The sequence below is a fragment of the Streptomyces sp. GL_140 genome, from assembly GCF_057834465.1.
In genome coordinates this window covers 7,576,441-7,601,412 of the sequence record NZ_CM174404.1, presented here as the reverse complement: position 1 = coordinate 7,601,412, position 24,972 = coordinate 7,576,441, and the positions used below count along the sequence as shown (strand labels likewise).

At 73.0% G+C, this 24,972-nt stretch carries 25 protein-coding genes and 1 pseudogene; 8 read left to right on the top strand and 18 right to left on the bottom strand.

Annotated elements, in window-relative coordinates:
- Window positions 1-42: 42 nt before the first annotated feature.
- On the bottom strand, window positions 43-1,071 hold the full coding sequence (locus AC3IYJ_RS35410; protein WP_489398596.1) for a hypothetical protein: 1,029 nt from the start codon (window positions 1,069-1,071) through the stop codon (window positions 43-45).
- A complete protein-coding gene (locus AC3IYJ_RS35405; protein WP_489398595.1) occupies window positions 1,068-1,865 on the bottom strand; it encodes a phosphatase PAP2 family protein in 798 nt (265 codons plus the stop codon). The genes AC3IYJ_RS35410 and AC3IYJ_RS35405 overlap by 4 nt, the downstream gene beginning before the upstream one ends.
- Before the next feature lie 242 nt (window positions 1,866-2,107).
- On the opposite strand from AC3IYJ_RS35405, the gene AC3IYJ_RS35400 reads away from it, so the two are divergent.
- Complete coding sequence (locus AC3IYJ_RS35400; RefSeq protein ID WP_489398594.1) at window positions 2,108-2,833, top strand: TetR/AcrR family transcriptional regulator; 726 nt, start codon at window positions 2,108-2,110, stop codon at window positions 2,831-2,833.
- A 198-nt stretch (window positions 2,834-3,031) separates the two neighbouring features.
- Here AC3IYJ_RS35400 and AC3IYJ_RS35395 read toward each other — a convergent pair whose 3' ends face one another.
- Together AC3IYJ_RS35395 and AC3IYJ_RS35390 are read right to left on the bottom strand one after the other, a co-directional pair.
- A complete protein-coding gene (locus tag AC3IYJ_RS35395) occupies window positions 3,032-3,568 on the bottom strand; it encodes a TerD family protein (protein ID WP_489398593.1) in 537 nt (178 codons plus the stop codon).
- 99 nt (window positions 3,569-3,667) lie between these two features.
- A complete protein-coding gene (locus tag AC3IYJ_RS35390) occupies window positions 3,668-4,795 on the bottom strand; it encodes a hypothetical protein (protein WP_489398592.1) in 1,128 nt (375 codons plus the stop codon).
- A 280-nt stretch (window positions 4,796-5,075) separates the two neighbouring features.
- Between AC3IYJ_RS35390 and AC3IYJ_RS35385 the strand changes: the two genes are divergently transcribed.
- Window positions 5,076-5,885 (top strand): glutamate ABC transporter substrate-binding protein, encoded by an 810-nt coding sequence (locus AC3IYJ_RS35385; RefSeq protein ID WP_489398591.1) that lies wholly within the window; start codon window positions 5,076-5,078, stop codon window positions 5,883-5,885.
- A gap of 109 nt (window positions 5,886-5,994) precedes the next feature.
- Here AC3IYJ_RS35385 and AC3IYJ_RS35380 read toward each other — a convergent pair whose 3' ends face one another.
- Window positions 5,995-6,561 (bottom strand): DJ-1/PfpI family protein, encoded by a 567-nt coding sequence (locus AC3IYJ_RS35380; RefSeq protein WP_489398590.1) that lies wholly within the window; start codon window positions 6,559-6,561, stop codon window positions 5,995-5,997.
- 264 nt (window positions 6,562-6,825) lie between these two features.
- On the opposite strand from AC3IYJ_RS35380, the gene AC3IYJ_RS35375 reads away from it, so the two are divergent.
- Window positions 6,826-7,665 carry an endonuclease I family protein gene (locus AC3IYJ_RS35375; protein ID WP_489398589.1) on the top strand — a complete coding sequence of 280 codons (840 nt, stop codon included), beginning with the start codon at window positions 6,826-6,828 and terminating at the stop codon, window positions 7,663-7,665.
- 23 nt (window positions 7,666-7,688) lie between these two features.
- On the opposite strand, the gene AC3IYJ_RS35370 is transcribed toward AC3IYJ_RS35375, so the two are convergent.
- The 5 genes from AC3IYJ_RS35370 to AC3IYJ_RS35350 form a co-directional block, all read right to left on the bottom strand.
- Window positions 7,689-8,141, bottom strand: coding sequence for a GNAT family N-acetyltransferase (locus tag AC3IYJ_RS35370; protein WP_489398588.1), 453 nt, complete (start codon window positions 8,139-8,141; stop codon window positions 7,689-7,691).
- Window positions 8,142-8,224: 83 nt separating this feature from the next.
- Window positions 8,225-8,416, bottom strand: a complete 192-nt coding sequence (locus tag AC3IYJ_RS35365; protein ID WP_489398587.1) for a hypothetical protein — start codon at window positions 8,414-8,416, stop codon at window positions 8,225-8,227.
- A gap of 67 nt (window positions 8,417-8,483) precedes the next feature.
- Window positions 8,484-10,148: a beta-N-acetylhexosaminidase gene (locus tag AC3IYJ_RS35360; protein ID WP_489398586.1), complete on the bottom strand. Its 1,665-nt coding sequence runs from the start codon at window positions 10,146-10,148 to the stop codon at window positions 8,484-8,486.
- A gap of 80 nt (window positions 10,149-10,228) precedes the next feature.
- Window positions 10,229-10,681 (bottom strand): GlcG/HbpS family heme-binding protein, encoded by a 453-nt coding sequence (locus AC3IYJ_RS35355; RefSeq protein WP_489398585.1) that lies wholly within the window; start codon window positions 10,679-10,681, stop codon window positions 10,229-10,231.
- A gap of 72 nt (window positions 10,682-10,753) precedes the next feature.
- The gene (locus AC3IYJ_RS35350) at window positions 10,754-11,986 is read right to left on the bottom strand and encodes an MFS transporter (protein ID WP_489398584.1); all 1,233 of its coding nucleotides are present in this window, start codon (window positions 11,984-11,986) and stop codon (window positions 10,754-10,756) included.
- Window positions 11,987-12,196: 210 nt separating this feature from the next.
- Between AC3IYJ_RS35350 and AC3IYJ_RS35345 the strand changes: the two genes are divergently transcribed.
- Together AC3IYJ_RS35345 and AC3IYJ_RS35340 are read left to right on the top strand one after the other, a co-directional pair.
- Entirely contained in the window at window positions 12,197-12,661 is a 465-nt protein-coding gene (locus tag AC3IYJ_RS35345; protein ID WP_489398583.1) for a MarR family winged helix-turn-helix transcriptional regulator, read from the top strand.
- A 38-nt stretch (window positions 12,662-12,699) separates the two neighbouring features.
- Window positions 12,700-13,293, top strand: a complete 594-nt coding sequence (locus tag AC3IYJ_RS35340) for a hypothetical protein (RefSeq protein WP_489398582.1) — start codon at window positions 12,700-12,702, stop codon at window positions 13,291-13,293.
- Here the strand turns inward: AC3IYJ_RS35340 and AC3IYJ_RS35335 are convergent.
- The 3 genes from AC3IYJ_RS35335 to pdxR form a co-directional block, all read right to left on the bottom strand.
- Window positions 13,232-13,894 carry a SigE family RNA polymerase sigma factor gene (locus AC3IYJ_RS35335; RefSeq protein ID WP_489398581.1) on the bottom strand — a complete coding sequence of 221 codons (663 nt, stop codon included), beginning with the start codon at window positions 13,892-13,894 and terminating at the stop codon, window positions 13,232-13,234. The genes AC3IYJ_RS35340 and AC3IYJ_RS35335 overlap by 62 nt on opposite strands.
- Window positions 13,895-13,901: 7 nt before the next feature.
- Window positions 13,902-14,333 carry an LAETG motif-containing sortase-dependent surface protein gene (locus tag AC3IYJ_RS35330; protein WP_489398580.1) on the bottom strand — a complete coding sequence of 144 codons (432 nt, stop codon included), beginning with the start codon at window positions 14,331-14,333 and terminating at the stop codon, window positions 13,902-13,904.
- 126 nt (window positions 14,334-14,459) lie between these two features.
- Window positions 14,460-15,914: a MocR-like pyridoxine biosynthesis transcription factor PdxR gene (gene pdxR, locus AC3IYJ_RS35325; protein WP_489398579.1), complete on the bottom strand. Its 1,455-nt coding sequence runs from the start codon at window positions 15,912-15,914 to the stop codon at window positions 14,460-14,462.
- Window positions 15,915-15,943: 29 nt separating this feature from the next.
- Between pdxR and AC3IYJ_RS35320 the strand changes: the two genes are divergently transcribed.
- The gene (locus AC3IYJ_RS35320; RefSeq protein ID WP_489398578.1) at window positions 15,944-16,930 is read left to right on the top strand and encodes a DMT family transporter; all 987 of its coding nucleotides are present in this window, start codon (window positions 15,944-15,946) and stop codon (window positions 16,928-16,930) included.
- A gap of 32 nt (window positions 16,931-16,962) precedes the next feature.
- Window positions 16,963-17,850, top strand: coding sequence for a helix-turn-helix domain-containing protein (locus tag AC3IYJ_RS35315; protein ID WP_489398577.1), 888 nt, complete (start codon window positions 16,963-16,965; stop codon window positions 17,848-17,850).
- Here the strand turns inward: AC3IYJ_RS35315 and AC3IYJ_RS35310 are convergent.
- From AC3IYJ_RS35310 to AC3IYJ_RS35290, 5 genes and pseudogenes are all read right to left on the bottom strand, one after another.
- Window positions 17,847-19,301 carry a discoidin domain-containing protein gene (locus tag AC3IYJ_RS35310; protein ID WP_489403029.1) on the bottom strand — a complete coding sequence of 485 codons (1,455 nt, stop codon included), beginning with the start codon at window positions 19,299-19,301 and terminating at the stop codon, window positions 17,847-17,849. The two genes, AC3IYJ_RS35315 and AC3IYJ_RS35310, sit on opposite strands and share 4 nt — an antisense overlap.
- A 78-nt stretch (window positions 19,302-19,379) precedes the next feature.
- A pseudogene (locus AC3IYJ_RS35305) lies at window positions 19,380-21,284 on the bottom strand (endo-alpha-N-acetylgalactosaminidase family protein); the annotation flags it as partial.
- Between the two features lie 185 nt (window positions 21,285-21,469).
- Window positions 21,470-21,844, bottom strand: a complete 375-nt coding sequence (locus AC3IYJ_RS35300) for a YbjQ family protein (RefSeq protein ID WP_489398576.1) — start codon at window positions 21,842-21,844, stop codon at window positions 21,470-21,472.
- A gap of 83 nt (window positions 21,845-21,927) precedes the next feature.
- Window positions 21,928-22,638 (bottom strand): response regulator, encoded by a 711-nt coding sequence (locus tag AC3IYJ_RS35295; RefSeq protein WP_489398575.1) that lies wholly within the window; start codon window positions 22,636-22,638, stop codon window positions 21,928-21,930.
- On the bottom strand, window positions 22,628-23,866 hold the full coding sequence (locus AC3IYJ_RS35290; protein WP_489398574.1) for a sensor histidine kinase: 1,239 nt from the start codon (window positions 23,864-23,866) through the stop codon (window positions 22,628-22,630). Before AC3IYJ_RS35290 ends, AC3IYJ_RS35295 begins: the two co-directional genes overlap by 11 nt.
- Before the next feature lie 483 nt (window positions 23,867-24,349).
- Between AC3IYJ_RS35290 and AC3IYJ_RS35285 the strand changes: the two genes are divergently transcribed.
- Window positions 24,350-24,853, top strand: a complete 504-nt coding sequence (locus AC3IYJ_RS35285) for a hypothetical protein (RefSeq protein ID WP_489398573.1) — start codon at window positions 24,350-24,352, stop codon at window positions 24,851-24,853.
- Window positions 24,854-24,972: the final 119 nt, after the last annotated feature.

The window sequence follows — 24,972 nt, the reverse complement described above, 5'->3', positions numbered from 1 at the left end:
GAAGGCTGCGGCCGGCGGCGACCCGCGCCGCCGACCGCCGGATCATGCCGGGACCCGGTGCTTACGGGCCGCCGGGGCGGACGCGGATGCCGCCGGGGACGGAGCCGACTGCGGGGAAACCGTCTGCGGGGGAACCCCCGGGAGCGGACCGGCCGACTGCGCGGCCGGAACGGACAGCGAAACCGACGCCATTGCCGGTGCCGGTACCGGTGCCGGTGCCGGTGCCGGTTTGGCCGCCGTCGGCCCCTGCGCCGGCGCCGAGGTCCGTGTGAGCAGGAGCACGCCCCGGGCCGCCGCGAGCGCACCCGCGACCGCCAGCAGGAGCCCGAACGCCCCGCCCTGGAGGCGTTCGCCGAGCAGCACCATGCCGATGGCGGCGGCGGCCAGCGGGTTGGCCAGGTTGACCACGGCGAGCGGTGCTCCGAGGCCTCCCCGGTAGGCCCGCTGCGACAGCAGCATCCCGCCCACCGCGAAGACCACCACGAGCAGGGCCACCGAGACCACGCGGACGCTGAGCAGCGCTCCGCCACGACCGCCCGCCACGGCCACGGTCTGGGTCAGGGCGGAGGCGGCCGCCGAGGCCAGCCCGGAGGCCGTCGCGTGGCGCAGCCCCGAGCGCGTGTCCCTGCGTACGGTCAGCAGCACGATCACCGCGGCCGTGGCGCCGGAGACGGCGAGCGCCTCGGTCAGGGTGAGGGTGTCGTCGGGTGCCGGGCCGGAGGCGGGCAGCAGGAGCAGGCCGAGGCCGATCACGGTGGCCAGCGTGCCGCGCCACTCGGTGGCCGCGACCCGCCGTCCGGCGCCGTGGGCGCCCATGGGGACGGCGGCGACGAGGGTGAGCGCGCCGAGCGGCTGGACCAGGGTGAGCGGCCCGTACCGCAGGGCCGCGGCGTGCAGGAGCGCCGCGGCGGCGTTGAGCCCGGCGGACCACCACCAGGCGCCGTTGCCGAGCAGCGAGGTGGCGCTGCGGGCGACGGCCCGGCGCGCCAGGCGTTCCTGGGCGACGGCGGCGGCCGCGTAGGTGGCGGCCGCGGCGAGGCAGAGCAGGACGGCTACGAGGGTGGCATTCACCGGACTCCTCCTACGGTGGCCGGCTCGGGAGCGGCGCGGCGCTGCGCCGGCACGCTGCGCGCCGCGACGAGGGAACGGACGGCGGGACGCGGGACCAGCAGCAGGGCGGCCCCGAGGAGCAGGGCCGCGACGATCGCGTCGAGCCAGTAGTGGTTGGCCGTGCCGACGACGACGAGCAGGGTCACCAGGGGGTGCAGCAGCCAGAGGACCCGCCATCGTGAGGAGGTGGCGGCGATCATGCCGAGGGCCAGCATCAGCGCCCAGCCGAAGTGCAGGGAGGGCATTGCGGCGAACTGGTTGGCCATGCTGTCGGCGGCGGGCGAGGCCCCGTAGACGGTGGGGCCGTAGACCTGGCCGGTGTCGATCAGGTGGGCGGCGGCCAGCATCCGCGGCGGCGCCAGGGGGAAGGTCAGGTGGATGGCCAGGGCGGCGCCGGTGAGGACGGCCAGGACCCGGCGGGTCCAGAGGTAGTGCGCGGGGCGACGCAGGTAGAGCCAGACGAGGAAGAGCACGGTGGCCGGGAAGTGCACGGCCGCGTAGTAAGTGTTCGCGGTGTGCACGAGGGCGTCCCCGTGCAGGAGCAGCCGCTGGATCAGGCCCTCGCCGGGCAGGTGCAGGGCGCGCTCCGCGTCCCAGACCCGGGTGGCGTTGCGGAAGGCCTCCTCGGTGCGGCCGGTGGACAGCATGCGGCCGCACTTGTAGACGGCGAAGAGACCGGCGACGAGCAGCAGCTCGCGCATGAGGCGTCGGCGCTGTACGGCGCCGGCCCCGGCAGGTGTGGTGTGGGAGGTCATCCCCCGGTCTCGCTTCCTGTACACGGGCACACATCGACACGCCAGTGTATCGATACATTCGCGTATCGATACGCGGGTGTACCGATACGCCTGCGTTCCCGTAGACTTTCACCCGACACAGTCTCCGGATGGTCACTAGACGATCACTAGAAGATCGCCGGAGGACCGCAAGGCGACCACCAGAGCCGCACGCGGGACCGACTGCGATACCGGACGCGAGCGCCACCGAGGAGAGCAGCCCCATGACGTCGCCGACGCCGGACGCCGCCCCGGCCCCTGCGCGCCGCTCCAAGATCACCCCGGAGCGGGAGCGGCAGTTCTACGAAGCCGTCCTGGACCAGCTGCGCGAGGACGGCTACGAGGCCCTGACCATGGAGGGCATCGCCGCCCGGGCCAGCTGCGGAAAATCCACGCTCTACCGGCAGTGGAAGACCAAGCCACAGCTCGTCGCGGCAGCCCTGCGCGCGGACCGGCGGGGCACCCTGGCGGCGGTGGACACCGGGACGCTGGCCGGCGACCTGCGCGAGGCGGCCATGATCGCGGCCTGCACCTCGGGGCGCGACACCCGGCTGACGCAGGCCCTCGGGCATGCGGTGCTGAGCGACGAGGAGCTCAAGGCGGCACTGCGCGAAGCGATCGTGGAGCCCGAGCTGGCGGCCTTCGACGCGATCGTGGACCGGGCCGTGGCGCGCGGCGAGCTCCCCGCCGGACATCCGGCCGTGGAGTTCCTGCCGGCGCAGCTGATGGGTGTGGTGCGGATCCGGCCGGTGCTGGACGGGCGCTACGCCGACGCCGAGTACCTCGTACGGTTCGTCGACGCCTGCCTGCTGCCGGCGCTGGGCGTGAGCCCGCGGCCGGCCGTGCCCGCGGGCCAGGAGCCGGCGACCGGCCCCGAGGCGTCGACCGGCCCCACGTCAGCCACGGGCCCGGAGCCCGTCACCGGTCCGGAAGCGGACCGGACCCCCTGAACCGGCGGACCGCCGTCCCCGATGACCGGACGGCGGCCTGCCCGCGCTGCCTCGTGGGGACGGCGGCAGCGCACCACCGGGCCGGACGGCGGCCACTCCCTCGCGGAGTGCCCGCCGCCCGGTCTGCGCGGTGACCCGGCGCGATGCCCCGGCACTACGACCCGGCACGGCGACCCGGCGCCGTGGAGCCGCGCGGGATCAGCCCCGGGCGGAGCCCATGACCCGGGCGAACTCCTCCGGGTCGACGTCGAAGCCCCGTACCGCCGGGTCCAGCGACCAGCTGCCCGAGGGCTCGCGGGTGAACTCGGCGATCGTGGCGGCGCGGGCGGAACCGACGGCCGTGAACCCCTCCACCGAGAGGTCGGTGTAGCCCTCCCGGATCCGCAGTCCGGTACCGGCCACGGAGGAGAAGGTCAGCTCCGGACCGGAGCCCGTCGGCTGGATCACCACACCCACCACCACCCGGGTCAACTCCGAAGCCATCCGCGACAGTTCGAGCGTCATTACCTCGTCGAAGCCGAGGCCCTGACCGGTCCGGCTGTCCCGGTCCAGCGTGATGGTGCCGTCGGGCGAGCGGCTCCCGAAGTGCACGAGGTGGACGGGCCGCCCGTACGGGTCGGCGGCTCCGTAGACCGCGGCGAGTATGTCCAGATCGTGTACGGGCGCGCCCGCCGGGCTGGGATCCCAGCGCAGCGCGATCTCCACCTTGGACAGGCCCTTGCGTACTCCGCTCACCGAACTCCCCCTCCGCCTACCGTGCGTTGCCCTCCCATGCTGTCACGGGTCCGTACGGGCGGCCCGAACCACCGTACGTAACAGGCCAGTACGCGGTTCCTACCAGTCCCCGTCCTGCACGGGCCGGCCCGGCCTCGGGGTCTTCCCCAGGGGCTTGACCTGGCCGGGGGCCGGCTGGATCCACGGGCCCGCGTCCTCGCCGAGCCATTCGCCCACCGGCTGCACCTGCCCCAGCTCGCCGGAGGGGGCCAGGTCGGTGCCGCTCCCGTCGTAGTAGTCGAACCACGGCAGCCCGGCCTTGGTGTAGGCGGCCCGGTCCACCGGCGAGGGAGGCGGCTCCTCCCCGGTGATCCGGCGCCATGCGGGCGGGGACACCAGGTGGACGAAGACCCGCGCGGCCGGCTCGTGCGCCCACTCGCCGGGCCCGCGGTCGTCCCGGTACACCTCCTGGCGCATGGACCCGCCGACACCGAGCCCCATCGCGGGAGCCGTCCGAGCATCCGCCGCGCGGGCCCGGAACCGCGGCGCCCCGGCCGGGCCGGGGGGACCTCCGGGAGCCGGCGCCGCAGCCGCCGCCGGCATCATCGGCCCGGCTCCGTACGCCACGGACGGCGCACCGCCGGACGGCGCGCCCGGGGGCGGACCGCCGCCGGGCCGGCCCCAGCCCTGCGCGGCCGTGCGCGCCCGCTCTGCCTCCTGCCACCGCGCCAGTGCCTCCGTACCCAGCGGGAACGCCTGGAGCTGGACCCCGCCCGTGGTCTCCTCGCCGGTGACCTGGCCCTCGACGGTGGCGCCGAGCCCGAGCGGGACGGCGACGAACTGGCGCACCGTGCCCCTGCCCGAATTGATCCCGTCCAGCCACGGCTGGCGCGGGAGCACGAGGTAGTTCTGCGGATCGCGCCCGAGCTCCCCGCTCCACCGCTCACCGGAGACTGCGCACACCTTGCCGACCCCGACCTGGAGCGCGGTGGGCCGGCTGGTCCCCGCGAAGCTGAGCCACATCGCCTCGCGCAGGTACACCGGCAGCATCACCCCGCCCTTGGCCAGCCAGTCCGCCGGCACCGTGTCCGGATGGTCCTCCACCCGGCGCAGCGGAAACTCTCCGAGCCCCGGAGGAAGGTTGTGCGTACCCGACTCCGGAAGGCGCAGCGTCCGCATGAAACGGACCTCCGCGCCGTCCCCCAGCAGCAACACGTTCCCCTCGACCCTTGCCCCGCCCTTGGCCACGCGACCGGCTCCTCTCCCGCACAGGACCGGATCCGCCGCAGGATCTGCAGCCGATCCGGATCGTTACCCTCAAGATTTGCTCAGATGCCGTGACACTGTGCCCGGCGGTTTCCTAGCTTCCTCATATACGCGTCCACCTGCCCCCGCGGTTCCCCGCGTCCAGGGCCCGTTCCGGCGCGCGCCCGCGCGCCCGCGCGACCCCGTGTACCGCTCACGCGTACCGCTGTCGCGCACCGGGCACCGCGCATCGCCCATCGCGTATCCAAGGAAAGAGTGCAGCATGAAGGTTTCCCAGGCCGGTGCGGTCGCCGCAATGATCGGTCTCGTACTGACCGCATCCGGATGCGGCGGTGACGACGGCCAGGAAGACCTCTCCATCGGCATCAAGTTCGACCAGCCGGGCGTCGGCATGCGGGAGCCGGACGGCACCTTCACCGGTTTCGACGTGGACGTGGCGAAATACGTGGGGAAGGCGCTCGGCTACAAGCCGGACCACATCACCTTCAAGCAGGTCCGCAGCAGCGACCGCGAGCTGCTGCTCCAGTACAACGAGGTCCAGTTCGTCGCGGCCAGCTACTCGATCAACGACAAGCGCAAGGAGAAGGTCGACTTCGCCGGCCCGTACTTCCTGGCCCACCAGGACCTGATGGTCCGCGCCGACGACCCGTCGATCACCAAGGCCGAGGACCTCAACAGCAAGCGGCTGTGTTCGGTGACCGGCTCGACCTCGGCGGAGAACGTCAAGAAGAACCTCGCCCCCAAGGCGAGCCTGCTGGAACTCGGCGGCTACTCCGAGTGCGTCGTCGCGCTCCAGGACCACCTGGTCGACGCCATGACCACGGACAATTCCATCCTGGCCGGGTACTCGGCCCGCAAGGGCAACGAGGGCAAGTTCAAGCTGCTCGGGCTGAGCCTGAGCAACGAGAACTACGGGATCGGCATGAAGAAGGGCAGCCCCGAGCTCCAGGGCAAGATCAACGCCGCGATCAGGAAGATGGTCGCCGACGGTTCCTGGGAGGCGGCCGTGAAGAAGAACTTCGGCGCCGACTACAAGTACGAGCCGGCCCCCGAAGCCGTCACGGGCAACTGACGGCCACCGGGCCGGCGGGAGGTGGCCGGGCCACCTCCCGCTCCCCGGCCGTGACCGCCGCGCACGGGGTCACGGCCCGTCGGCCCGGCAGGGTCCGAGAGGGGACGGCCTACGCCAGCGGGGCCTTGCCGCGCAGCACGGTCAGGAATTCCCGCATCCAGGCCGAGTGGTCGGGCCACGCCCGGGCCGAGACCAGCGTCCCGTCCACCACGGCTTCGGAGTCCTCGAAGTCGGCGCCCGCCGCCTTCATGTCCAGCTCCAGCGCCGGATAGGCCGTGACCCGGCGGCCGTCCAGAGCGCCCGCCGCGGCGGTGATCAGGGGGCCGTGGCAGATCTGCGCGATCGGCTTGTCGGAGCCTGAGAAGGCGGCCAGGATCCGCCGCACCTCGGGGTCGTTGCGCAGGTACTCGGGGGCGCGCCCGCCCGGTACGACGAGGGCTGCGTACTCCCCCGGGTCCACGTCCGCGAAGGCGATGTCGGCGGGCCAGGTGTAGCCGGGCTTCTCGGTGTAGGTGTCGAAGCCGTCCTCGAAGTCGTGCACGACGAACCGCAGTTTCTTCACCGACGGCGCCGCGATGTGGACCTCGTACCCCTCCTCGCGCAGACGCTGGTAGGGGTAGAGGACCTCCAGCGACTCCGCCGCGTCGCCGGTCACGATGAGGATCTTCACTGCCATGGGCTGCTCCTGGTGGGGCTGTTCACGGTGTGGCCTCCGCTTACGGTGCACGCATCGCCGGGTTCTGCCAAGAGGGCCGTGCGCCAATCCCACCCGGTCGGCGCAGATCGTCGGCGCAGGCGGTCGACGGAGGCGAAAGTCCGGGCTCCCGACACATGGTTTTCACCTGTAGGGCACATGACAATGTGAGCCTCGCTCTGCCACCTGATGCCCCGCCAATTCCCCGGGCGGGAGCGGTGCGTGTGGAGAGGTAACCCCCACGTGATGAGATTCTCGCGCCTGGCTCCCTGGGCGGCCGGCCTCGCGGCGGCGGCCCTGGCCCTGGTCCCGGCCTCCGCCACGGCCGGCCAGCGATCGGCCGCCGCGTCCGCGGCCCCCTCGATCTCCTCGGCCTCCTCGAACTCCGCCGCCTCGGCCGCGGTGGACGCGTACTACGCCTCCGCCGAGGGCAAGACCGGCGCCGCGCTCAAGACCGCACTGCACAACATCATCAAGACCCAGTCCAAGGTGACGTACGACGGCGTCTGGAATGCCCTGAAGGTCACCGACCAGGATCCGGCCAACCCCAACAACGTCATCCTGGTCTACTCGGGCCGCTCCCAGTCCAAGTCCACCAACGGCGGCGGGGCCAACGACTGGAACCGTGAGCACGTCTGGGCCAAGAGCCACGGCGACTTCGGCACCGCCACCGGGCCGGGCACCGACCTGCACCACCTCAAGCCCGAGGACGTCACGGTCAACAGCACGCGCGGGAACAAGGACTTCGACAAGGGCGGCAGCCCGGTCGCCGAGGCCCCCGGCAGCTTCACCGACTCCGACTCCTTCGAGCCGCGGGACGCGGTCAAGGGCGACGTGGCCCGGATGCTGCTCTACATGGCGGTGCGCTACGACGGCGGCGACGGCTTCGCCGACCTCGAGGTCAACGACAAGGTCAACAACGGCAGCGCGCCCGCGATCGGCCGGATCAGCGTCCTGAAGCAGTGGAACCTCCAGGACCCGCCGGACGCCTTCGAGCAGCGCCGCAACCAGGTCATATACGACACGTACCAGCACAACCGCAACCCGTTCATCGACCACCCGGAGTGGGTCAACTCCATCTGGTAGCCGCCCGGTCGGCCGCGTCCCGCCTACTGCTCGCCCAGGGTCATCCATTTGTCCGGGGCGGCGAGCGGCTCGAAGCCGACCTTGGCGTAGACCCCGTGGGCGTCCCCGGTCGCCAGCAGGATCCGCCGCAGTCCGTACGGGGCGAGGTGGTCGCGCACGGCCCCCGCCAGGGCCGTGCCGAGCCCCTTGCCCCGCACGCTCCGGTCCACGTACACGTCGCAGAGCCACCCGAAGGTGGCCCGGTCGGTGACAACGCGCGCGTAGCCGACCTGGGCGCCCGACACCCCGTCGTAGACGCCGAAGTTCAGCGATCCGTCGATCGCGGCGTCCTGCTTCTCCCGGCTCCGCCCGAGGGCCCAGTAGGAGTCCTCGGACAGCCAGCGGTGGACCAGCGCACGGTCGAGCCGGGCGGGGTCGACGGAGATCCGGTAGCCGTCGGGGCACTCGGGCGGCTCTGGCAGGCGTTCACTGTTCATTCCCGCATCCAAGCAACACGGCACCACCCGGACCAGCGAATATCCCGCGCAGCGAGCTCCGCACGCCGATCCGGGCCGGTCGATCAGCTGGGGCCGTTGAAGTCCGTCTCCGGGTCCGCGGCCGTCTCGGCGTCCGCGTCGGCCGGGGCAGCGGTCAGGCCGACCCAGTCCGTCTCGGGATCGGCCGGGGCCGCAGTCGGGCCGAGCCAGTCGGCGTGCTGGACGTTGTCCGCCTCCTGGGCGGCGCCCGGTTCCGTGGAGTCGTTCTCTCCCATGATTCCCCCTCGGGTTCAATTCCCTTGTCCTGCACAGGACATGACGCAGGGCGCAGCCGGGTGGTTCCTATTGCTGGAAGCGGTCGGCGAGGGTCTTGAAGGACGTCCAGTCCAGGCCGGGGGTACGGGGGTCCCAGAGCTTCTGGGACAGGGCCGCGAGCGGGAGGCGGATGCCGGCCGCCACCTGGGCCTGGGTCTGGGCGCCGGCCAGATCGCACCAGACGGCGAAGCGCGCGCCCAGGATCCGGTCGCCGTAGCTCGCGGGGACGGCCGTGGTCCCGCGCAGTACCAGGGGGGTCCACTGCTCGTATATCCGCCGGCCCGTGGGGTACGTGAACTGGTTGGGCTCCCCCAGCACGTAGTAGAGGTACTCGTCGTTGAGGTTGACCACCTTGCGGCCCTCGCGCAGGTACTCCAGCGGCGGCCGGGCCCCGTTCTCCTTGCCCGTCCAGTACTCGACCTGGATGTCCTTCGCGGGCTGGGCGACGCCGCCCGCGAAGAATCCGTCGTTCCACGCCGCCGGCGCCCGGCCCGCGGAACGGACCACGTTCGCACGGTCGTTGAGCCATCCCGTGGCCAGGTCCGAGACCCGCCCGGCCGAGCCGTACCGCTGGTGCGCCGCCGCCGCGAGGCCCGGGAAGGAGGCCTGCGGATCGCTGTAGACCAGCGCCTGGTACTCGTCGGCGCCCAGGTTCCATATCGCGCCGGGGAACAACGGGAGGTACTCCCGCAGGAGTTCGTCCACGAGCTTGGCCGCCGCCGGGTTGGCTATGTCCACCGCGCCCTTCACCGCCCGGCCCTGCACATCGCGCAGTTGCAGTCCGGGGTACGCGCGCAGCACCGCGCCGAGGTGGCCGGGCGAGTCGATCTCGGGGATCACCGCGATGTGCAGCCGGGCGGCGAGCGCCGTGATCTCGCGCACCTGCGCCTTCGTGAGGTGCGGGGTGGAGACGATCTCGGGGTGGGTGTCGGATTCGATCCGGAAGGCCTGGTCGTCGGAGAAGTGCAGGCCCAGCTGGTTCAGCTTCAGGTCGGCCATCTCGCGCAGCCGGTCCTCGATCCAGTCCGGGGTGAAGTTCTTGCGGGCGATGTCCAGGTTGAGCCCGCGCTGCGGCTTGGCCGGGGCGTCCCGCACGGTCCCTTCGGGGGCCGAACGGCCGCCGGTCACTTCCTGTTTGAGGGTGCGGGTTCCGTAGAAGACTCCGGCCTCGTCGGGCCCGGTGATGCGGACCCGGCCGTCGCTCACGGTGAGCGTGTAGGACTCGGCCGCTCCGGAGCCCTTGGCGCCGAGGGACAGTTGGACGTCTCCGCGGCGCGTCTCGGCCGATTCGGCGAATCCGATGTGCAGTTCACCTGCCAGCAGCCTGCCTTCGTCGGACAGGGCCGCGCTGTCGGCCGGCGCCACGACGACCCGCGCCCCGGAGGCGGGCCGCCAGCCGGGGCCGCGGGCCGGCACGTGTTCCCGTACGGCCGGGATGGTGCTCGGAGCGGCGGACAGCGGGTACGAGCCCGTCGGCGAGGGTTCGGCGGCCGACGGGGTGACGCCGGACGGGTTGGCGGCCGACGCCGATACCGCCGGGTCCGACGAGCCGGCTGCGGCCGGGGGCCGGGTCGCGCCGGGGGCGGCCGAGCCGGTCGTGCAGCCCTGGACGGAGACAAGGGAGACCAGCGCGGCGACCGTGGCCGTCGCGATGAGATGGCTCCGCCTGTCCTGCTTCGTCTGTTTCATCATGCGTCCGTGTCCCCCGTACCAACGTGGCACGGGGGACACCGGTCCGCGACCGGGGCGGCCCGTCGGCCGGGCCGAGGGGGTCAGGCCAGGAGCGCGAGCGCGGCGGCCGCGAAACCGTGGTCCTGGGCGGGAGCCCCGCCGCCGACTCCGACGGCTCCCACGAGCCGGCCGTCGCGGTGCACGGGCAGGCCTCCCGCGATGAACAGCAGCGGCCGGTCGAGGGCGGTGGGCAGGGTGTGGAAGGGCCCGCCGGGCTGGACGGCGTCGACCAGGTCGGCGGTGGGGGCGTTCAGCTGGAGTGCGGTGAAGGCCTTGCGGGTGCTGGTCTCGCCGGAGATCAGGACGGCCCGGTCGTCGCGCCGGAAGGCCAGCAGGTGGCCGCCCGCGTCGAGGACGGAGACGCTGACGGCGACCCCCGCCGCTTCGGCAGCGGCCGTGGCGGCGGCGACGAGCCCCTCGGCATCGGCGGTGGTCAGCGGGGCGACGGCCGTACGGGTGACGGTGGTGGTGGCGGCTGCGGTGCTGCTGGACATGCGGGGTGTCTCCTGTGCCTGTGGTTCGGTGCGAGGTACGGGGTGCGGTTTGCGGGTACGAGGGCCCGTGGATCAGTGGTGGACGGGGACGGGGACGGCCTCGGCCGCGAAGGCGCCGGCCGCGACGACCCGGCCGGGGCCTTCGCCGACCGCTCGGGCCGCCGTACGCCGTTCCAGTGCTCCGGAGAGCAGGGCGAGGACGAGGGCGGAGGCGGCGAGGGCTGCGCCGACCCAGTTCGGGGCGGTCCAGCCGAACCCGGCGGCGATGACGATCCCGCCGAGCCAGGCGGCGAGCGCGTTGCCGAGGTTGAAGGCGCCGATGTTCACGGCCGAGGCCAGGGTGGGAGCTCCGGCGGCCTGGTCGAGGACGCGCTTCTGCAGCGGCGGGACGGTCGCGAAGCCGAGGGCTCCGATGAGGACGATGGTGACGGCCGCTCCCGCCTTGGTGTGGGCGGTGAGCGTGAACACCGCGAGGACGGTGGCCAGCGCGCCGAGGGACACGTAGAGCATCGGCATCAGCGCGCGGTCGGCGAACCGGCCTCCGATGAGGTTCCCGGCGACCATGCCGAGGCCGAAGAGGACGAGCAGCCAGGTCACGGAGGCGTCGGCGAAACCGGCGACATTGGTCATCATCGGCGTGATGTAGGTGACGGCGGCGAACACCCCGCCGAAGCCGAGGACGGTCATCGCCATGGCGAGCAGGACCTGGATGTTGCGGAACGCGGCCAGTTCGTGGCGGATCCGTACGCCTTCGGGGCGGGGCAGGTCGGGGACGAGCCGCGCGATGCCGATCAGCCCGAGGACGCCGAGCGAGGCCACGGCCAGGAAGGTGACCCGCCAGCCGAGGTGCTGGCCGACGAGGGTGCCGAGCGGGACGCCGACGACGTTGGCCACGGTGAGGCCGGTGAACATCATGGCGATGGCGCCGGCCTTCTTCTGGGGCGCGACCAGCTCGGCGGCGACGACCGCGCCGATCCCGAAGAAGGCGCCGTGGGCGAGGGAGGCGACGACGCGGCCGGCGAGCATGACGCCGAAGGCGGGGGCGAGCGCGGAGACGAGGTTGCCGAGGATGAAGAGGCCCATGAGCAGCATCAGCATGCGCTTGCGCGGAATGCGGGTGCCCAGGACGGTCATCAGCGGAGCGCCGAGGACCACGCCGAGGGCGTAGCCGGTGACCAGGAATCCGGCGGTGGGGATCGAGACGCCGTAGGTGCCGGCGACTTCGGGGAGCAGGCCCATGATCACGAATTCGGTGGTGCCGATTCCGAAGGCGCCGATGGCGAGGGCGAGGAGTGCGAGAGGCATGAGGGGGGGTGCCCTTCAGGGGGGAGGTTGCGTGCGCGGCGGCAGCGGGGCTCCGGAAGCGGAGGGGGGAGGTTCGCTGCCATGGCGGCTTACCTGCGTACACATTAATTGCAGACGCGGGTTAATTGCAAGCGCGGGCTATTGCGGCTGTGGCCTATCCTGTGGGTACACGCCCTGCGCGACTTGCTCGCCGGACTCGAAGGAGGGGCCATGACGGCCACGGACAGCGCACTCACCGCCCTCTCCCAGGGCTGGTGCGCCCTCTCCCTCCTGCACGGGCGGATCGAAACGCACATCGAGCGCGCGCTCCAGGCGGGACACGGGCTGAGCGTGCGCGAGTACTCACTCCTCGACGTCCTCAGCCGCCAGCACAGCGGCCCCGGCGGCCACCTGCGGATGCACCAGGTCGCGGACTCGGTGGTGCTCAGCCAGAGCGCGACGACCCGGCTGGTCAGCCGGCTGGAGGACCGCGGGCTGCTGGCCCGCTACATCTGCGAGACCGACCGGCGGGGCATCTACACCGATGTCAGCGAGGCCGGCCTGGCCCTGCTCGCCGAGGCCCGGCCCACGAACGACACCGCCCTGCGCGAGGCGCTGGACGAGGCCGCGCGCACGCCGGAACTGGCGCCGCTGGTGGCCGCCGTGAAGAACACCCCGGCGGCGGACGCGAAGTAGGCGTCCGCCGCGGCCCCCGCTATCGGGAGCCGGACGCGGTGGCCGGCGGCCGCGAAGGCGACGCGGAGGGCACGGACGAGGAACCGGACGAGGGACCGGAACCCGGCCGCGGCGACCCGGCGCCGGGCATGGGCGTGGGAGACGCGCTGGGCCCCGAACCGGGCGCCGGAACCGGTGTCGCGCCGGGCGGGACCGAGACCGCGGGCGAAGACGACGGCCGGGCCGACGGCGAGGACCCCGGGGACGACGACGGGGCCGTGACCGCCGGATCCGGCGTCGCGGTCGGCGCGCCCGACGGCGGCGCGGCCGGCGGAACCGGGCCCGGGTGGACCGACCCCGGGGGCGGAGCCAGTACGGCGTACCCCACGGCCGCCGCCGCGGCCAGCCCCGCCAACGGCAGCGCGAACCCGCGCAGGCGCAGCCGCGCCCACGGCAGCCTCCGTACCCCCGGCCCCGGGGGCCGCGCCGGGCTCAGCTCGCGCACGGTGATCGCGGCGGCGCGGGCGTCGAGCGCCTCCCTCAGCCGCCGCTCGACGGGCCTCCCGGGAGCCTCGGGGCCCTGGTCACGCGTCATATCCGACCCTCCAGAATCCGTTCCAGCGCGTCCAGCCCGCGGCTCGCGTTCGACTTGACCGCGCCCCGGCTGATCCCGAGCGTCTCGGCGATCTCCGCCTCGCTCAGGTCGGCCCAGTAGCGCAGCACCAGGACCTGGCGCCGCCGCGGCGTCAGCCGGCCCAGCGCGGCGAGCACTTCGCGGTGCGCCTCGTCGAGGACCACCGAGGCCTCGGCCGACGGTACGTCGACGGGCGGAGCGGGGGTCCACGCGCGGGCGGTCCGCCTGCGGCGCAGCACCGACCGGGCGGTGTTGACCACGGAGGTGCGCAGGTACCCCAGCGCGTTGTCCACCTCCGTGATCCGCTCGCCGTGGCGCCGGTACAGCGCCGTGAAGGCGTCCTGCACCACGTCCTCCGCGGTCCCCACGTCGTCCACGAGCAGCACCGCGAGGCGCACCATGCGCAGCCGGTGGGCGTGGTAGAGCTCGGTCACCGTGGGCTGCGGGTTGCCGTCCTCCCAGGCCCGGTCGTACGTGTACTCGTGCCGGTACGGCTCCGCGTGGGCGGGCGGGGCCGCCGGGGCCGATCGCTCGCGGCGCAGCAGGAACGACCACAAGCCCCGCCGCGGCCGGTCGAAACCGGGCGCGGCGGGGCCCACGGACGGTGCGAGGTGGAGCACGGGGTCCTCAGCCGTTGGTGCGGCGCCGCAGCGTGTACAGGGTCCCGGCCCCGGCGACGATCAGCACGGCGGCCCCCGCACCGAGCGCGGCGGTGGTGGCGGAGGAGCCAGTATGCGCGAGCTCGGGCGCGCCGGGTGCGGCCGGGGCCGCGCTGGGAGCCGCGCTCGGGGTGGCGCCGGTGCCGCTGCTCGGGCTCACGCTCGGCGCCGTGCCCGGGGGCAGGCTCACCGAGGGCTGCGCGGTCGGCCGGGCGGAGGGGGAACTGCTCGGCTGAACGCTCGGCGCGACCGTCGCCGGGGCGGGCGATGCGCTGGGCGTCGCGGACGCCCCCTGCGCGGCGGAGGCCGGCCCGGCCAGCGCGACGGCCATCCCGGCGGCCGCGACGGCGACGGCCCCGGCCCTGCGGACGTCCAGCGGGATGCGCTTCAGGTTCTTCACGGTGGTTCTCCACGGTCGGGTCGAGGACGCGGGTTCACGCCCTTCACCCCCACACGACGCGCGACCCTCCGGTAGGTTGCCGCGGTTCCCGAAAAACTTTTCCGCCCGGGGAAAACCGCTCCGTGCTCAGCCCCGGAGCCTCCGCAAGGCCGCGCCGAAGGCGGCCACCCCCTCCTCGATCTCACCGGTCGTCCCCGCCGCGTAGCCGAGGATCAGCCCCGGCGGTCCCGGGGTCATCCGGTGCCAGGACAGGGGGTGGGCCTTGACTCCGAGGGCGAGGGCCTCGGCGGCCAGGGCGGTGTCGTCGAAGCCGGCTCCGTCGAAGGTGACCATCAGGTGCAGCCCGGCGGCGGCTCCGTGCACCCGCGCGCCCGGCAGTTCGGCGGCGATCGCCCGCAGCATCGCGTCGCGGCGGGCCCGGTGGCGGCGGCGTACGAAGCGCAGGTGGCGTTCCAGCTCCCCCGATTCCATCAGGCGGGCGAGGACCAGCTGGGCGAGGACCGGGTTGCCGAGGTCCGCGTAGCGTTTGGCTTCGATCACCGCGTCCAGGTGGCGCGGGGGGACCAGCAGCCAGCCCAGCCGCAGGGCGGGGGCCAGGAGTTTGGAGACGCTGCCCGCGTAGCAGACGGCCTCGGGGAGCATGGCGCGCAGCGCGGGGACGGGGGCGCGGTCGTAGCGGTGCTCCGCGTCGTAGTCGTCCTCGATGACGATGCCGCCGGCGGCCGCCCAGTCCAGGAGCCGGCGACGCCGCTCCCCGTCGAGCACGACCCCGGTCGGGAACTGGTGCGCCGGGGTCAGTACCACCGCCTGCGCCGGTCCGGCCGCCAGGGCCGCGGTGTCGATGCCGCCCTCGTCCACCGGTACCGGCAGGAGCTCCATCCCGCCGTGTTCCAGTTGCTGGCGGGCCCCGAGGGAGCCGGGGTCCTCGACCGCGACGCGCCGTACGCCCCGGGCGTGCAGCACCTGGGCCAGCAGTCCGAGCGCCTGCGCGACCCCGGCCACGACGACCACCTCGCCGGGGTCGGCGCGGATCCCCCGGTTCAGGGCGAGCCAGCCGACGATCGCCTCGCGCAGCGCGGGCGTGCCCTGCGGGTTGCCGTAGCCGAAGTCGGCGGGGGTGAGTCCGTCGAGGACCCGGCGCTCGGCCTGGAGCCAGGCCGTACGCGGGAACGCGGTCAGGTCGGGCACCCCGGGCGAGAGGTCGATGCGGCACGGTACGGCGCGCAGGGCGTCGACCAGCCCGCCGCGCGCGGGGGGCGGCGCGGGCGGGCCCACCGGTGGCGGGGCGGCGACGACCACGGTGCCGGCCCGGCCCCGGCCGTCGACCTGCCCGGTCTCCGCCAGCCGCTGGTACGCCTCGGTGACCAGGCCCCGGGAGACCCGGAGCTCGGCGGCAAGGATCCGGGTGGCCGGCAGCCTGCTGCCGACGGGGAGCCGGCCGTCGGCGATGGCGGCGCGCAGCCGGTCGGCGAGCCAGTCGGTGCGGCCGCCCGCAGGGGCGCGGCCGATGTCGAGCTGGAGGAAGTCCGAGCCCGCCGCAGCTTTGGACCCGTCAGACGTGTTCTTTTTGGACCTGCCCATGAGTCCATTGTGGCGGCAGGCTCGAAGACATGAACAGGACTTCCGCCGCTTCGGCCACTTCGTCCACCACCGCCACGCCGGCCACCACCGTCACCTCGACCAGCACGGCCACCTCCGCCACCTCCAGCACTTCGTCCACTTCGCTGCGCGACCTCGCCCCCGGCGTCGTCGGCATGGCGCTCGTCGGCAGCAGCGTCACCGTCTCCCGGTCCCTGGTCGACGCCCCGCTCTTCGGCGTGCAGGCCGTCCGCTACACGGCGGCCGCGCTGCTCCTGCTCGCCCTGGCCCGGTTCGCCCGGGTGCGGATCCTGCTGCCGCGCGGCCGGGAGTGGCTGTGGCTGGCGGGGATCGCCGCGACCGGGCTGGTGCTGTTCAACGTGGCGGTCGTACGGGGCGTCGCGCACGCGGAGCCGGCCGTGATCGCCGTGGCCGTGGCCTCCGTACCGATCCTGCTCGGGGTGATCGGTCCGCTGTTGGAGGGCCGCAGGCCGAGCCGCCGGGTGCTGCTGGCCGCGCCGGTGGTCGTGGCCGGGGCGGTGCTGGTGGAGGGGACGGGCCGGACCGACGCGGCCGGAGTGGGGTGGGCGGCGCTCGCGCTGGGCTGCGAGGCCGGATTCACCCTGCTCGCGGTGCCGGTGCTGCGGCGCCACGGCGCGTGGGGGGTGTCGCTGCACGCGGTGTGGATGGGGGCGGTGATGCTGGCGGCGCTCACGGTGTGCGTCGAGGGGCCCGCGGAACTGGTTTCGGTGACCCCGCGTCAGTGGGCCGCCGTCGGGTACCTCGCCGTCATGGTGACGGCGGTGGCCTTCCTCCTCTGGTACCGCACGGTGGCCGCGGTGGGCTCGGGCCGGGCCGGGCTGCTGACCGGGATCGCCCCGCTCGCCGCGGCCGGCGCGGGCGCCGCCACCGGCAGCGGGGTACCGGGTCCGGCGGTGTGGCTGGGCCTGGCCGTGGTGATCGCCGGGCTGGCGGCCGGACTGCGGCCGGAGCGGAGCCGGGGGTCGGCGGCCCCTTGAGCGGGCCGGGCGTTGTGGATCACAATCCGCAGATGGCAACGCCCCCGTACACCAGCTGGATGCGGTACTTCTCGCCCACCGCCAACCACCGCCGGCTCGGCCTGGTGTGCCTCGGCGTGGGGGTGCAGGAGGGCCTGCTGCCGGTCGTCGGCCCGCGCGTGCTCGACCACCACGTCGCGGTGGTGGTCTGCGGCGGGCGAGGCTGGTTCAGCCACGGCGGCCGGGCCCCGCAACCGGTGACGGCCCCGGCGCTGCTGTGGCTGGTGCCGGGGGTGGAGCACCACTACGGCCCCGATCCCGAGACCGGCTGGGACGAGTGCTTCGTGGATTTCGCCGGTCACAGCGTGGAGGCGTACACCGACCTCGGCTACGTCACCCCGGACCGCCCGCTGGTGCCTCTGAGCGGGACGGCCGGGGTGCGGCACGTGGTCGACGGGATCGTACGGGCGGCCCGGCGCGGTGGGCCGCTGCTGGAGGTGGAGGCGGCGGCGGCCGTGCACGGGCTGCTCGTCGCCCTGCGCTACGCCCGGGCCGAGGTGTCCGTCCACGGGGACGCCGTGATGGACACCCTGGCCCGGGACGCGCTGCTGCCGATATCGGTGGCAGAGCACGCCGCCCGGCTCGGGATGCCGCTGCCGCAGCTGCGCTGGGCGGTGCGGTGCAGTACCGGCGAGGGGGTCAAGGAGTACCTCCTGGGCATCCGGCTGAGCCGGGCCAAGGAACTGCTGGCCCGGACCGACCTGCCGGTCGCCGGAATCGCCCGGCGGGTCGGCTACGAGGACGCCGCCTACTTCAGCCGGCTCTTCAGCCGCCGGGTGGGGATGGCGCCCGTACGGTTCCGCCAACAGCAGTCGGTACAGCAGCAGTCGGTACAGCAGCAGGCGCTTCAGCCGCAGGCGGTGCAGCGGTCACTGCCCTAGGGCAGGTAGCCGATGCTGAGCTCGGCGACCGCCGTCCACGGATTGCCCGAAACCTCCCTCGTGGCCTTGAGCTTGACGTAGCGGGCGGTGCGCGCCGTGAAGGTCACGTCCTGCTGGGCGGTGCTGTTCGCAAAGGTGCCGGAGGCTGCCGCCGTACCCCAGTTGACCCCGTCGGTGGAGGTCAGCACCTGGTAGTCGGCGATGCGTCCGTTGCTCTGCGTCTGCCGGGGCAGGTAGTGCAGGGCGGAGACGTTGTACGAGGCCCCGAGGTCGAGGGTGATCTCGTGCGGCATCGGCGCGGTGGCCTGGTACCACTGGGTGTGCCAGATGGTGGCGCTGTCCCCGTCCAGGACGTTGGCGGCGGCGCCGTTCTCGCCCACGGTCTCCTGGCTGTCCACGGCCTTGACGCCCATCTGGCTCTGCGGGACGAGGAGTTCGCCGCCGGTGCCCGTGCCGAGGTCGTCGACGGCGAGGTCGTCGAGGATGAAGTCGGCCTCGTTGTGGGAGCCTTCGGCGGTCACCTTGCGGATGCCGATCCAGGCGTCGGTTCCGGCGGTGAAGGTCTTGGTGAAGGTGGTCGCCGTGCGGGCCTGGTTCAGCGCGGTCGCGGTCTCGGTGCTGCCGGAGCCGGTGATGAACTGGTAGTCCCCGCTGAAGCCGTTCTCGTAGCTGAAGGTGACCTTGTACTGGCGGCCCGCCGTCAGCCGCAGCGTCTGCGGGAGGGTCCGGTAGACCAGGCCCTGCCGTTCCTCGTGCGACTTCAGGGAGTTCTGGCCGCCGATGACGTCGTCGACCAGTTTTCCGCTCCAACCCGCCTGGGTGTAGGGGGCATTGCGCTGGGCGATGTGGGTGCGCGGGTCGGTGGCCGATCCGCCGGCGCCGCCGAAGGCGAAGGGGCCCCAGCCGGCGTCCACGTTCTCGAAGTCCTCGGTGAACCAGTGGCCGTTCAGCGGGGTGCGGGCGGAGCGCACCACCCGTACGTCGTCCAGGTAGACGGTGCCGGAGCCGGAGGCCGCGGACAGTTTGAGGGTGGCTGCGGACTGTCCGGCCGGTACGTCGAAGAGCACCTTCATGCGCTGCATCTTGGTGGTGTTCTTCTCGCTGCCCCCGAGGCTGTTGGTGAGCGTCGAGGAGTCGGCGTGGACGGAGGCTGCGGTCCCTCCGGCCGGGGTGACGGCGAGGGTGGTGGCGCGGCCGGCCGGGGTGGAGACCCAGACGGAGGCGGCGTAGGTGCCGGGGGTGAGGCCGGTCAGCTGCTGGGAGACGGCGGGGGCGGTGCTCGCGGCGAAGGTGAGCTCGTTCTGGCCCTGGGCGTTGCGGGCGACGGCCGCGCCGGTCCCGGTGACGGTCCAGGCGTTGAGGTTGCCCGCGAAGAAGGAGGGGTCCTTGACGGGGGCGCCCTCGCCCCAGTTCGGGTCGGCCTGGGCGGGGGCCGCGCCGTTGGTGACCACGTAGGCCGTCCTGGCGGTGGCGTTGATGGTGACCTGGCCGCCGGTGACGGCGAGGTCGCCGACCAACTGGCGCCCGGTGTCGGTCAGTTTGTAGAGCTTGGGCGAGGCCCATCCGGCGGGCAGGGTCCAGGTTGTGTTCCCGCCCTTGTCGTTCCAGTGGTAGAGCTTGCCGTCGCGCGGGAGCAGGTAGGTGGAGCCGCTGAGCACGGTCCGGCCGCCGGTGGTGATCTTGCGGGTGTTTCCGGTGGTGGTGACGGTGGTGCCGTTCGCGAGGGTGACCGTGTCGCTGGTCCACTTCACGATCGGGGATTCCTGGAGGTACTTGGTCGGCAGGTTTGTGGCGAAGGTGCCCGCGAGGAAGGCGGTGTAGTCCCGCTTGCCCTGCCAGCCCTCGTAGGCGGTGAGCTCCGCGCCGCCGAGCAGCGCGTTCCCGGCGATCCAGTCGTCCTTGGCGTGGTTGCCGATGAAGCGGGCGATGGTGGAGTTGATGCCCTTGAGGTCCGTGCCGCCGTAGTTGACGTCGTTCGCCCAGTGGTTCCAGAGCGACTGCTCGGTCATGGAGTTGGGGAACTCGGTGGCGAGCTGGTAGCCGAGGCCGCCGATCTCGCGCTCGAGCTTGCGCGAGACGTAGCCGTCGCCGTACCAGACGTCCACGTAGAGGAAGTCCAGCCCGGGGGCTGCCGTCTTGAGGTCCTGGAGGCGCTTGATGCGCCCGCCGGACTGGCCGTCCTTGCGCGTGTCGACGTAGTACGACTGGTCGAGCCAGTCTCAGCCGAGGCCACCGGTCTGGTGGGCGGGGTCGAAGGTGGCCGAGACCGGGTACTCCTCGGTGGCGTTGATGTGCACGCCGAAGTCGGCGTTGTAGGCGTGCCCGGCGTTGACGAGCGTGTTCAGGTCGGTGGCGCCGCCCAGCTTGGAGCCGATGTTCTTGTAGTCCATGTGCGCCGAGTCGTGGCCCTCGGAGGCGTACCCCTTGAGCAGGACGAACTGGCCGAGGCCGTCGGTGGCGAGGTTGACCCGCTTGGTCTCGTCGAGGGTCTCGGCGAAGGGGTGGGTGGCCTCGGAGGCGAAGTTGAAGGGGATGCGCTGCACGACGCGGTCGGCGGTCTGCTCCCAGCCGGTGGGCGGGGTCCAGATGTCGCGGTAGGCGACGGCGGCGTCCTGCCAGTCGACGGTGGAGTCGCCGTTGCGGTCGGCCGTGATCGCGACCCTGGCGTACGGGAGCGGCTCCGTGTCGGTGTCCGCGGCCCCCGTGGCCCGGTAGAGCCAGGATCCGCTCCACAGGCCGGCCCGGCGGTAGCCGCCCTTGTCGGTGACCTGCTTGGTGATCCGGCCGTTCTCGGTGGCGGTGCCGCCCGAGGGGGCGTCGTAGTAGGAGTTGGAGTCGATGGCCGCGGCGAGCTTCCCGGTGTTGGCCAGCCCGTACATCACGGTCGTGGCGGAGGCGTCGACCGGGGTGCTCGCCGTGATCGGGGTGAAGGTGTCCCCGGTCCCGGTGGTGGCGGTGTACATCTTCGCCGTGGAGAGCGCGGCGCCCGCCTGGTTGCTGCGGACGCTGACGAGGTTGTGCTCGGGGATCGCGAAGGTCCGCACCCGCAGGGCGGCCGTGTCCTCGATCGCCGTGACCTTGAACTCGACCACCGAACCGGCCACCGACAGCCTGGCCCTGACGGTCACTCCGGAGAAGGAGAGCGCGTAGTCGACGCCGGAGGCGGAGGGGGTGGCGGTGACGGCGGGGGTGTAGGTGGTCCCGTTGACGACGATCGCGCCGATGGCGTCCTCGTTGCCGTTCAGCACGTCCCCGGTGGCGGTACGGGTGTAGCTGATGACGCGCGGGAAGGCGCTGTCCACGCTGACGGACAGCTCGGGCGAGGTGATCGTCACGGCGGCGGCCGCCGCGGCGGGGGCGGCGGGCACGGCCACCAGCAGGGTGGCGACCAGGCCGGCCACCGCGGCTGCGGCCGGCCAGATTGGGGTTCGCATCGGACCTCCGGGAGTCGGCGCTTCCTTGGCGGAAGACCGCACGACGTGGAGGCCGGCGGTCCGCTCACTGACTGGACAGCTTGCGGATCGCGGCACTGCAGGCCCATGGACAAAGCAGAGCGCCGTCCTGGACTTATGTGACCGGTGGGTCACATGGGTGGAGCTTCCGGCACGGTCGGGACGGCTCAGGTGCCCGCGGGGACCAGTACGACGGCCGTCCCGTACGCGCACACCTCGGTGCCGACGTCGGCGGCGTCGGTCACGTCGAAACGCATCATCAGCACGGCGTTCGCACCGCGCGCCTTCGCCTGCTCGATGAGCCGGTCCATGGCCTGGTTGCGGGTCTCCACCAGGGTCTTGGTGAGGCCCTTCAGCTCGCCGCCGATCATCGACTTCAGGCCCGCGCCGATCTGGCTGCCCAGGTGACGGGAGCGCACGGTGAGGCCGAAGACCTCGCCGATCACCCGCTCGACCCGGTAGCCGGGGACGTCGTTGGTCGTCACGACCAGCACGCCGGTCTGCTGTGCGCCGGGGCCGCCGCCGTAGTCTTCGATACCCATGGGTCCCAATGTGCGGGCGCCGGGCGGAGCCCGCAACCGGCCGGACGCTTCACCCGTCCGCTCCGGGCGGGCTCCGGACCACGTCAGCCGAGCCCGGCGGCGAGGCCGAACTCGTAGGCCACCACCACGGCCTGCGCCCGGCTGGAGAGGCCCAGCTTGCTCATGCAGCGGTGCACGTGGGTCTTGACGGTGGCGGCGCTGAGCACGAGGCCCGCGGCGATCTCGGTGTTGGACAGTCCGGCACCGACCAGGCCGAGGATCTCGCGCTCGCGCGGGGTCAGGGTGTCCAGGCCGGGACGCGGGGTGCGGGCGGCGACCGGAGCGGCGTACGTGTCCACGAGCCCGCGCAGGGCACCGGGGCTGAACAGCATCTCGCCGGCGTGCACGGTGTTGATGGCGGCGAGCAGCCGGTCGGGCGGGGTGTCCTTGAAGAGGAAGCCCCCGGCCCCGACGCGCAGGGCCCTGAAGACGTACTCGTCGGAGTCGAAGGTGGTCAGCATGAGCACCTTCGGGCGCGGGCCGGACTCGGCGGAGGAGGAGGCCGCCAGGATCCGTTCGGTGGCGGTGATCCCGTCGATTCCGGGCATCCGGATGTCCATCAGGATCACGTCGGGTCGGGTCTCGGCGGCGAGCCGCACCGCCGCTTCGCCGTCCTCGGCCTCGCCGACGACCTCGTAACCGGGCGCGGCCGTGAGCAGCGCGGTCAGGCCGGACCGGATGAGGAACTGGTCGTCGACGACGAGCACGCGCAGCACGCTCTCTCCTTCTCTCTCGGATTCCCGGTCAGCCTGCATGGCCCGTCCGGGGCACGGGGACGCACAGGCTGACCTCGAAGCCGCCGTCGGGGGCGGGCTCGGCGGTCACCGTGCCGTGGTAGATCATCGCCCGCTCGCGCATGCCGATCAGCCCCTGTCCGCCGCCGCGCCCGCCGGCGGACCCGTGCCCCCGCCCACCGCCGCGTCCGTCCCGGTGACCGTCCTGGTGTCCTTCCCGGTGTCCGTCGTCCTTGACCCGTACCCGGACCTCGTCCTCGGCGTAGTCCACGCGGACGGTGGTGCGCGCGGACGGGGCGTGCTTGAGGACGTTCGTCAACGCCTCCTGGACCACGCGGTACGCACAGAGGTCGATCCCGGGCGGCAGGGCGTACGCCGTCCCCGTGATCGTGACGTCCACGGGGACGCCCGCCTCGCCGACCCGGCGGACCAGTTCTTCAAGACGGCCGAGCCCGGCGACCTCCGGGGTCCCGGCCCCGGCCGGGGCCGTTCCGTCCTCGCGGAGGACGACCAGCATCCGGCGCATCTCAGCCAGGGCCTCGCGGGCGCTCGCGCCGATGGTGTCCAGGGCCCGGCGGGCGGTCCCGGGGTCGGAGGCGAACACGTACCCGGCGAGCCCGGTCTGCACGGAGATCACCGAGACGTGGTGCGCGATGACGTCGTGCAGTTCGCGGGCGATCTGGATGCGCTCCAGGGCGACGGCCCGGCGGGCCTTCTCCTCCTGCTCCAGCCGCAGCTGACGGGTCAGCTCGCGCAGCCGCCGGGAGCCGTCGCCCGCCACCCAGCAGACGGTGGTGGTGACGCTCACGAAGCCGACGCTGAGGGGGCCGATGCCGGGTTCGGCCAGCCGGGTGCCCCAGAGCAGGACCACGAGCGAGACGGCGGCGCAGCGCAGGGAGACGGGCCGGGGGCGCAGGGAGGCGACGGTGTAGAGGGCGAGGAGCACCCCGCAGACGGCGGGCACGTGGTAGTACCCGAGGGTGAAGTAGGTGTCGACGCAGAGCGCGGTGCTCGCCAGGACGGCCACGGGGAAGCGGCGGCGCAGCACGAGCGGCAGGTAGACGGCGGCGAGCAGCGCGTAGGCGAGCGGGTCGGTGTCGCGCCAGTAGCCTTCGGGATCCGGCCAGTTCCGGAGCATGGTGGTCGAGATCCACAACGAGCCGAAGGCGTACACGATTTCGCCGATGACCGACCGCGCGGCGCGGAGCCGGGTCGCCACCGGGTGCGCTGACAGCGCGGACAACTGCACGTCGAACCCCCTCGTGTACACCCCTGGTTGTACAGGGTCACCACCCTCGGGGGTAGCCGGGGTTCAACCCGTGGATGGGCGAGGGCGGCGGGCCGGCGCCCGTAGATTCATCGGGCCGGCCCCAACCGGCAGTGGCCCGATCCCCCCGGGGCCCGCCAGGCGGCCGTGCCCGTTCGGGGGCGGGCACGGCCCCGCCGGCCACCCTCGCACCGTCGGCACCGGGCGGGCGCCCGCCCGGAGGCCATCCGAAGGCCATCCGGAAGCCCCAGCGCCCCGCGCTCCCTCTCCGCGCACCCCTTACACCACCGCACTCCACAACGCATCACCACACATCGCCGCAGATTGGGCATATCGAGCTAAATCCCGGTGCGCCAGCGGGGCGGTGCGCCCCTCCGTCGTCATAGTCGTCCCTGGCGACCGCCAGGTCGCCGTCCCGTGCCGCCTTCCGCGGCCGGGTGGACGTCTTCTCGGAGGAGCCGGCTCATGTTGAAGCCCACCAGGACCATCCTCGCCCTCGCCGCCGGAAGCCTGGTGCTCGGCCTGGTAGGGGCGGGTACCGCCGTCGCCGACCAGGACCCGCGGCCCCAGCACCCCGGCCAGCAGAACATCATGGACGACGAGGACCAGGGTTCCGACGACCTCTCCGACCACGACGAGAACAAGAAGAAGCACACCCGGGGCATCGTCACCTCGAAGGGCCCGCTGACCGTGCGCAGCAAGCCGACCACCCACTCGTACAAGGTGGGCCGGGTGCACCCGCACGAGAAGCTCTCCATCGTGTGCAAGAAGCGCGGCGAGCGGGTCGACGGCAACAACCTCTGGTACCTGCTGGACGACAAGGACAAGAAGGACGGCACGGACGGCATGAACGGCATGAACGGCTCCGGCATGATGTCGATGCCGAAGGCCGCCAAGGACCACAAGGCCCTCTGGGTCTCGGCGCGCTACGTCAAGAACTTCACCGAGGTGAAGTACTGCCGCTCATAGCCGCACCGGCTGTGACCTGCGCCTCCGCCGACCCGGACGTACGGGATTCCATTGGCCATCCGGGCCGCGGGCCAGGTAGACAGGCTCTGTCCCCGCAGGCAGACGGCCTGCGGGCAGAG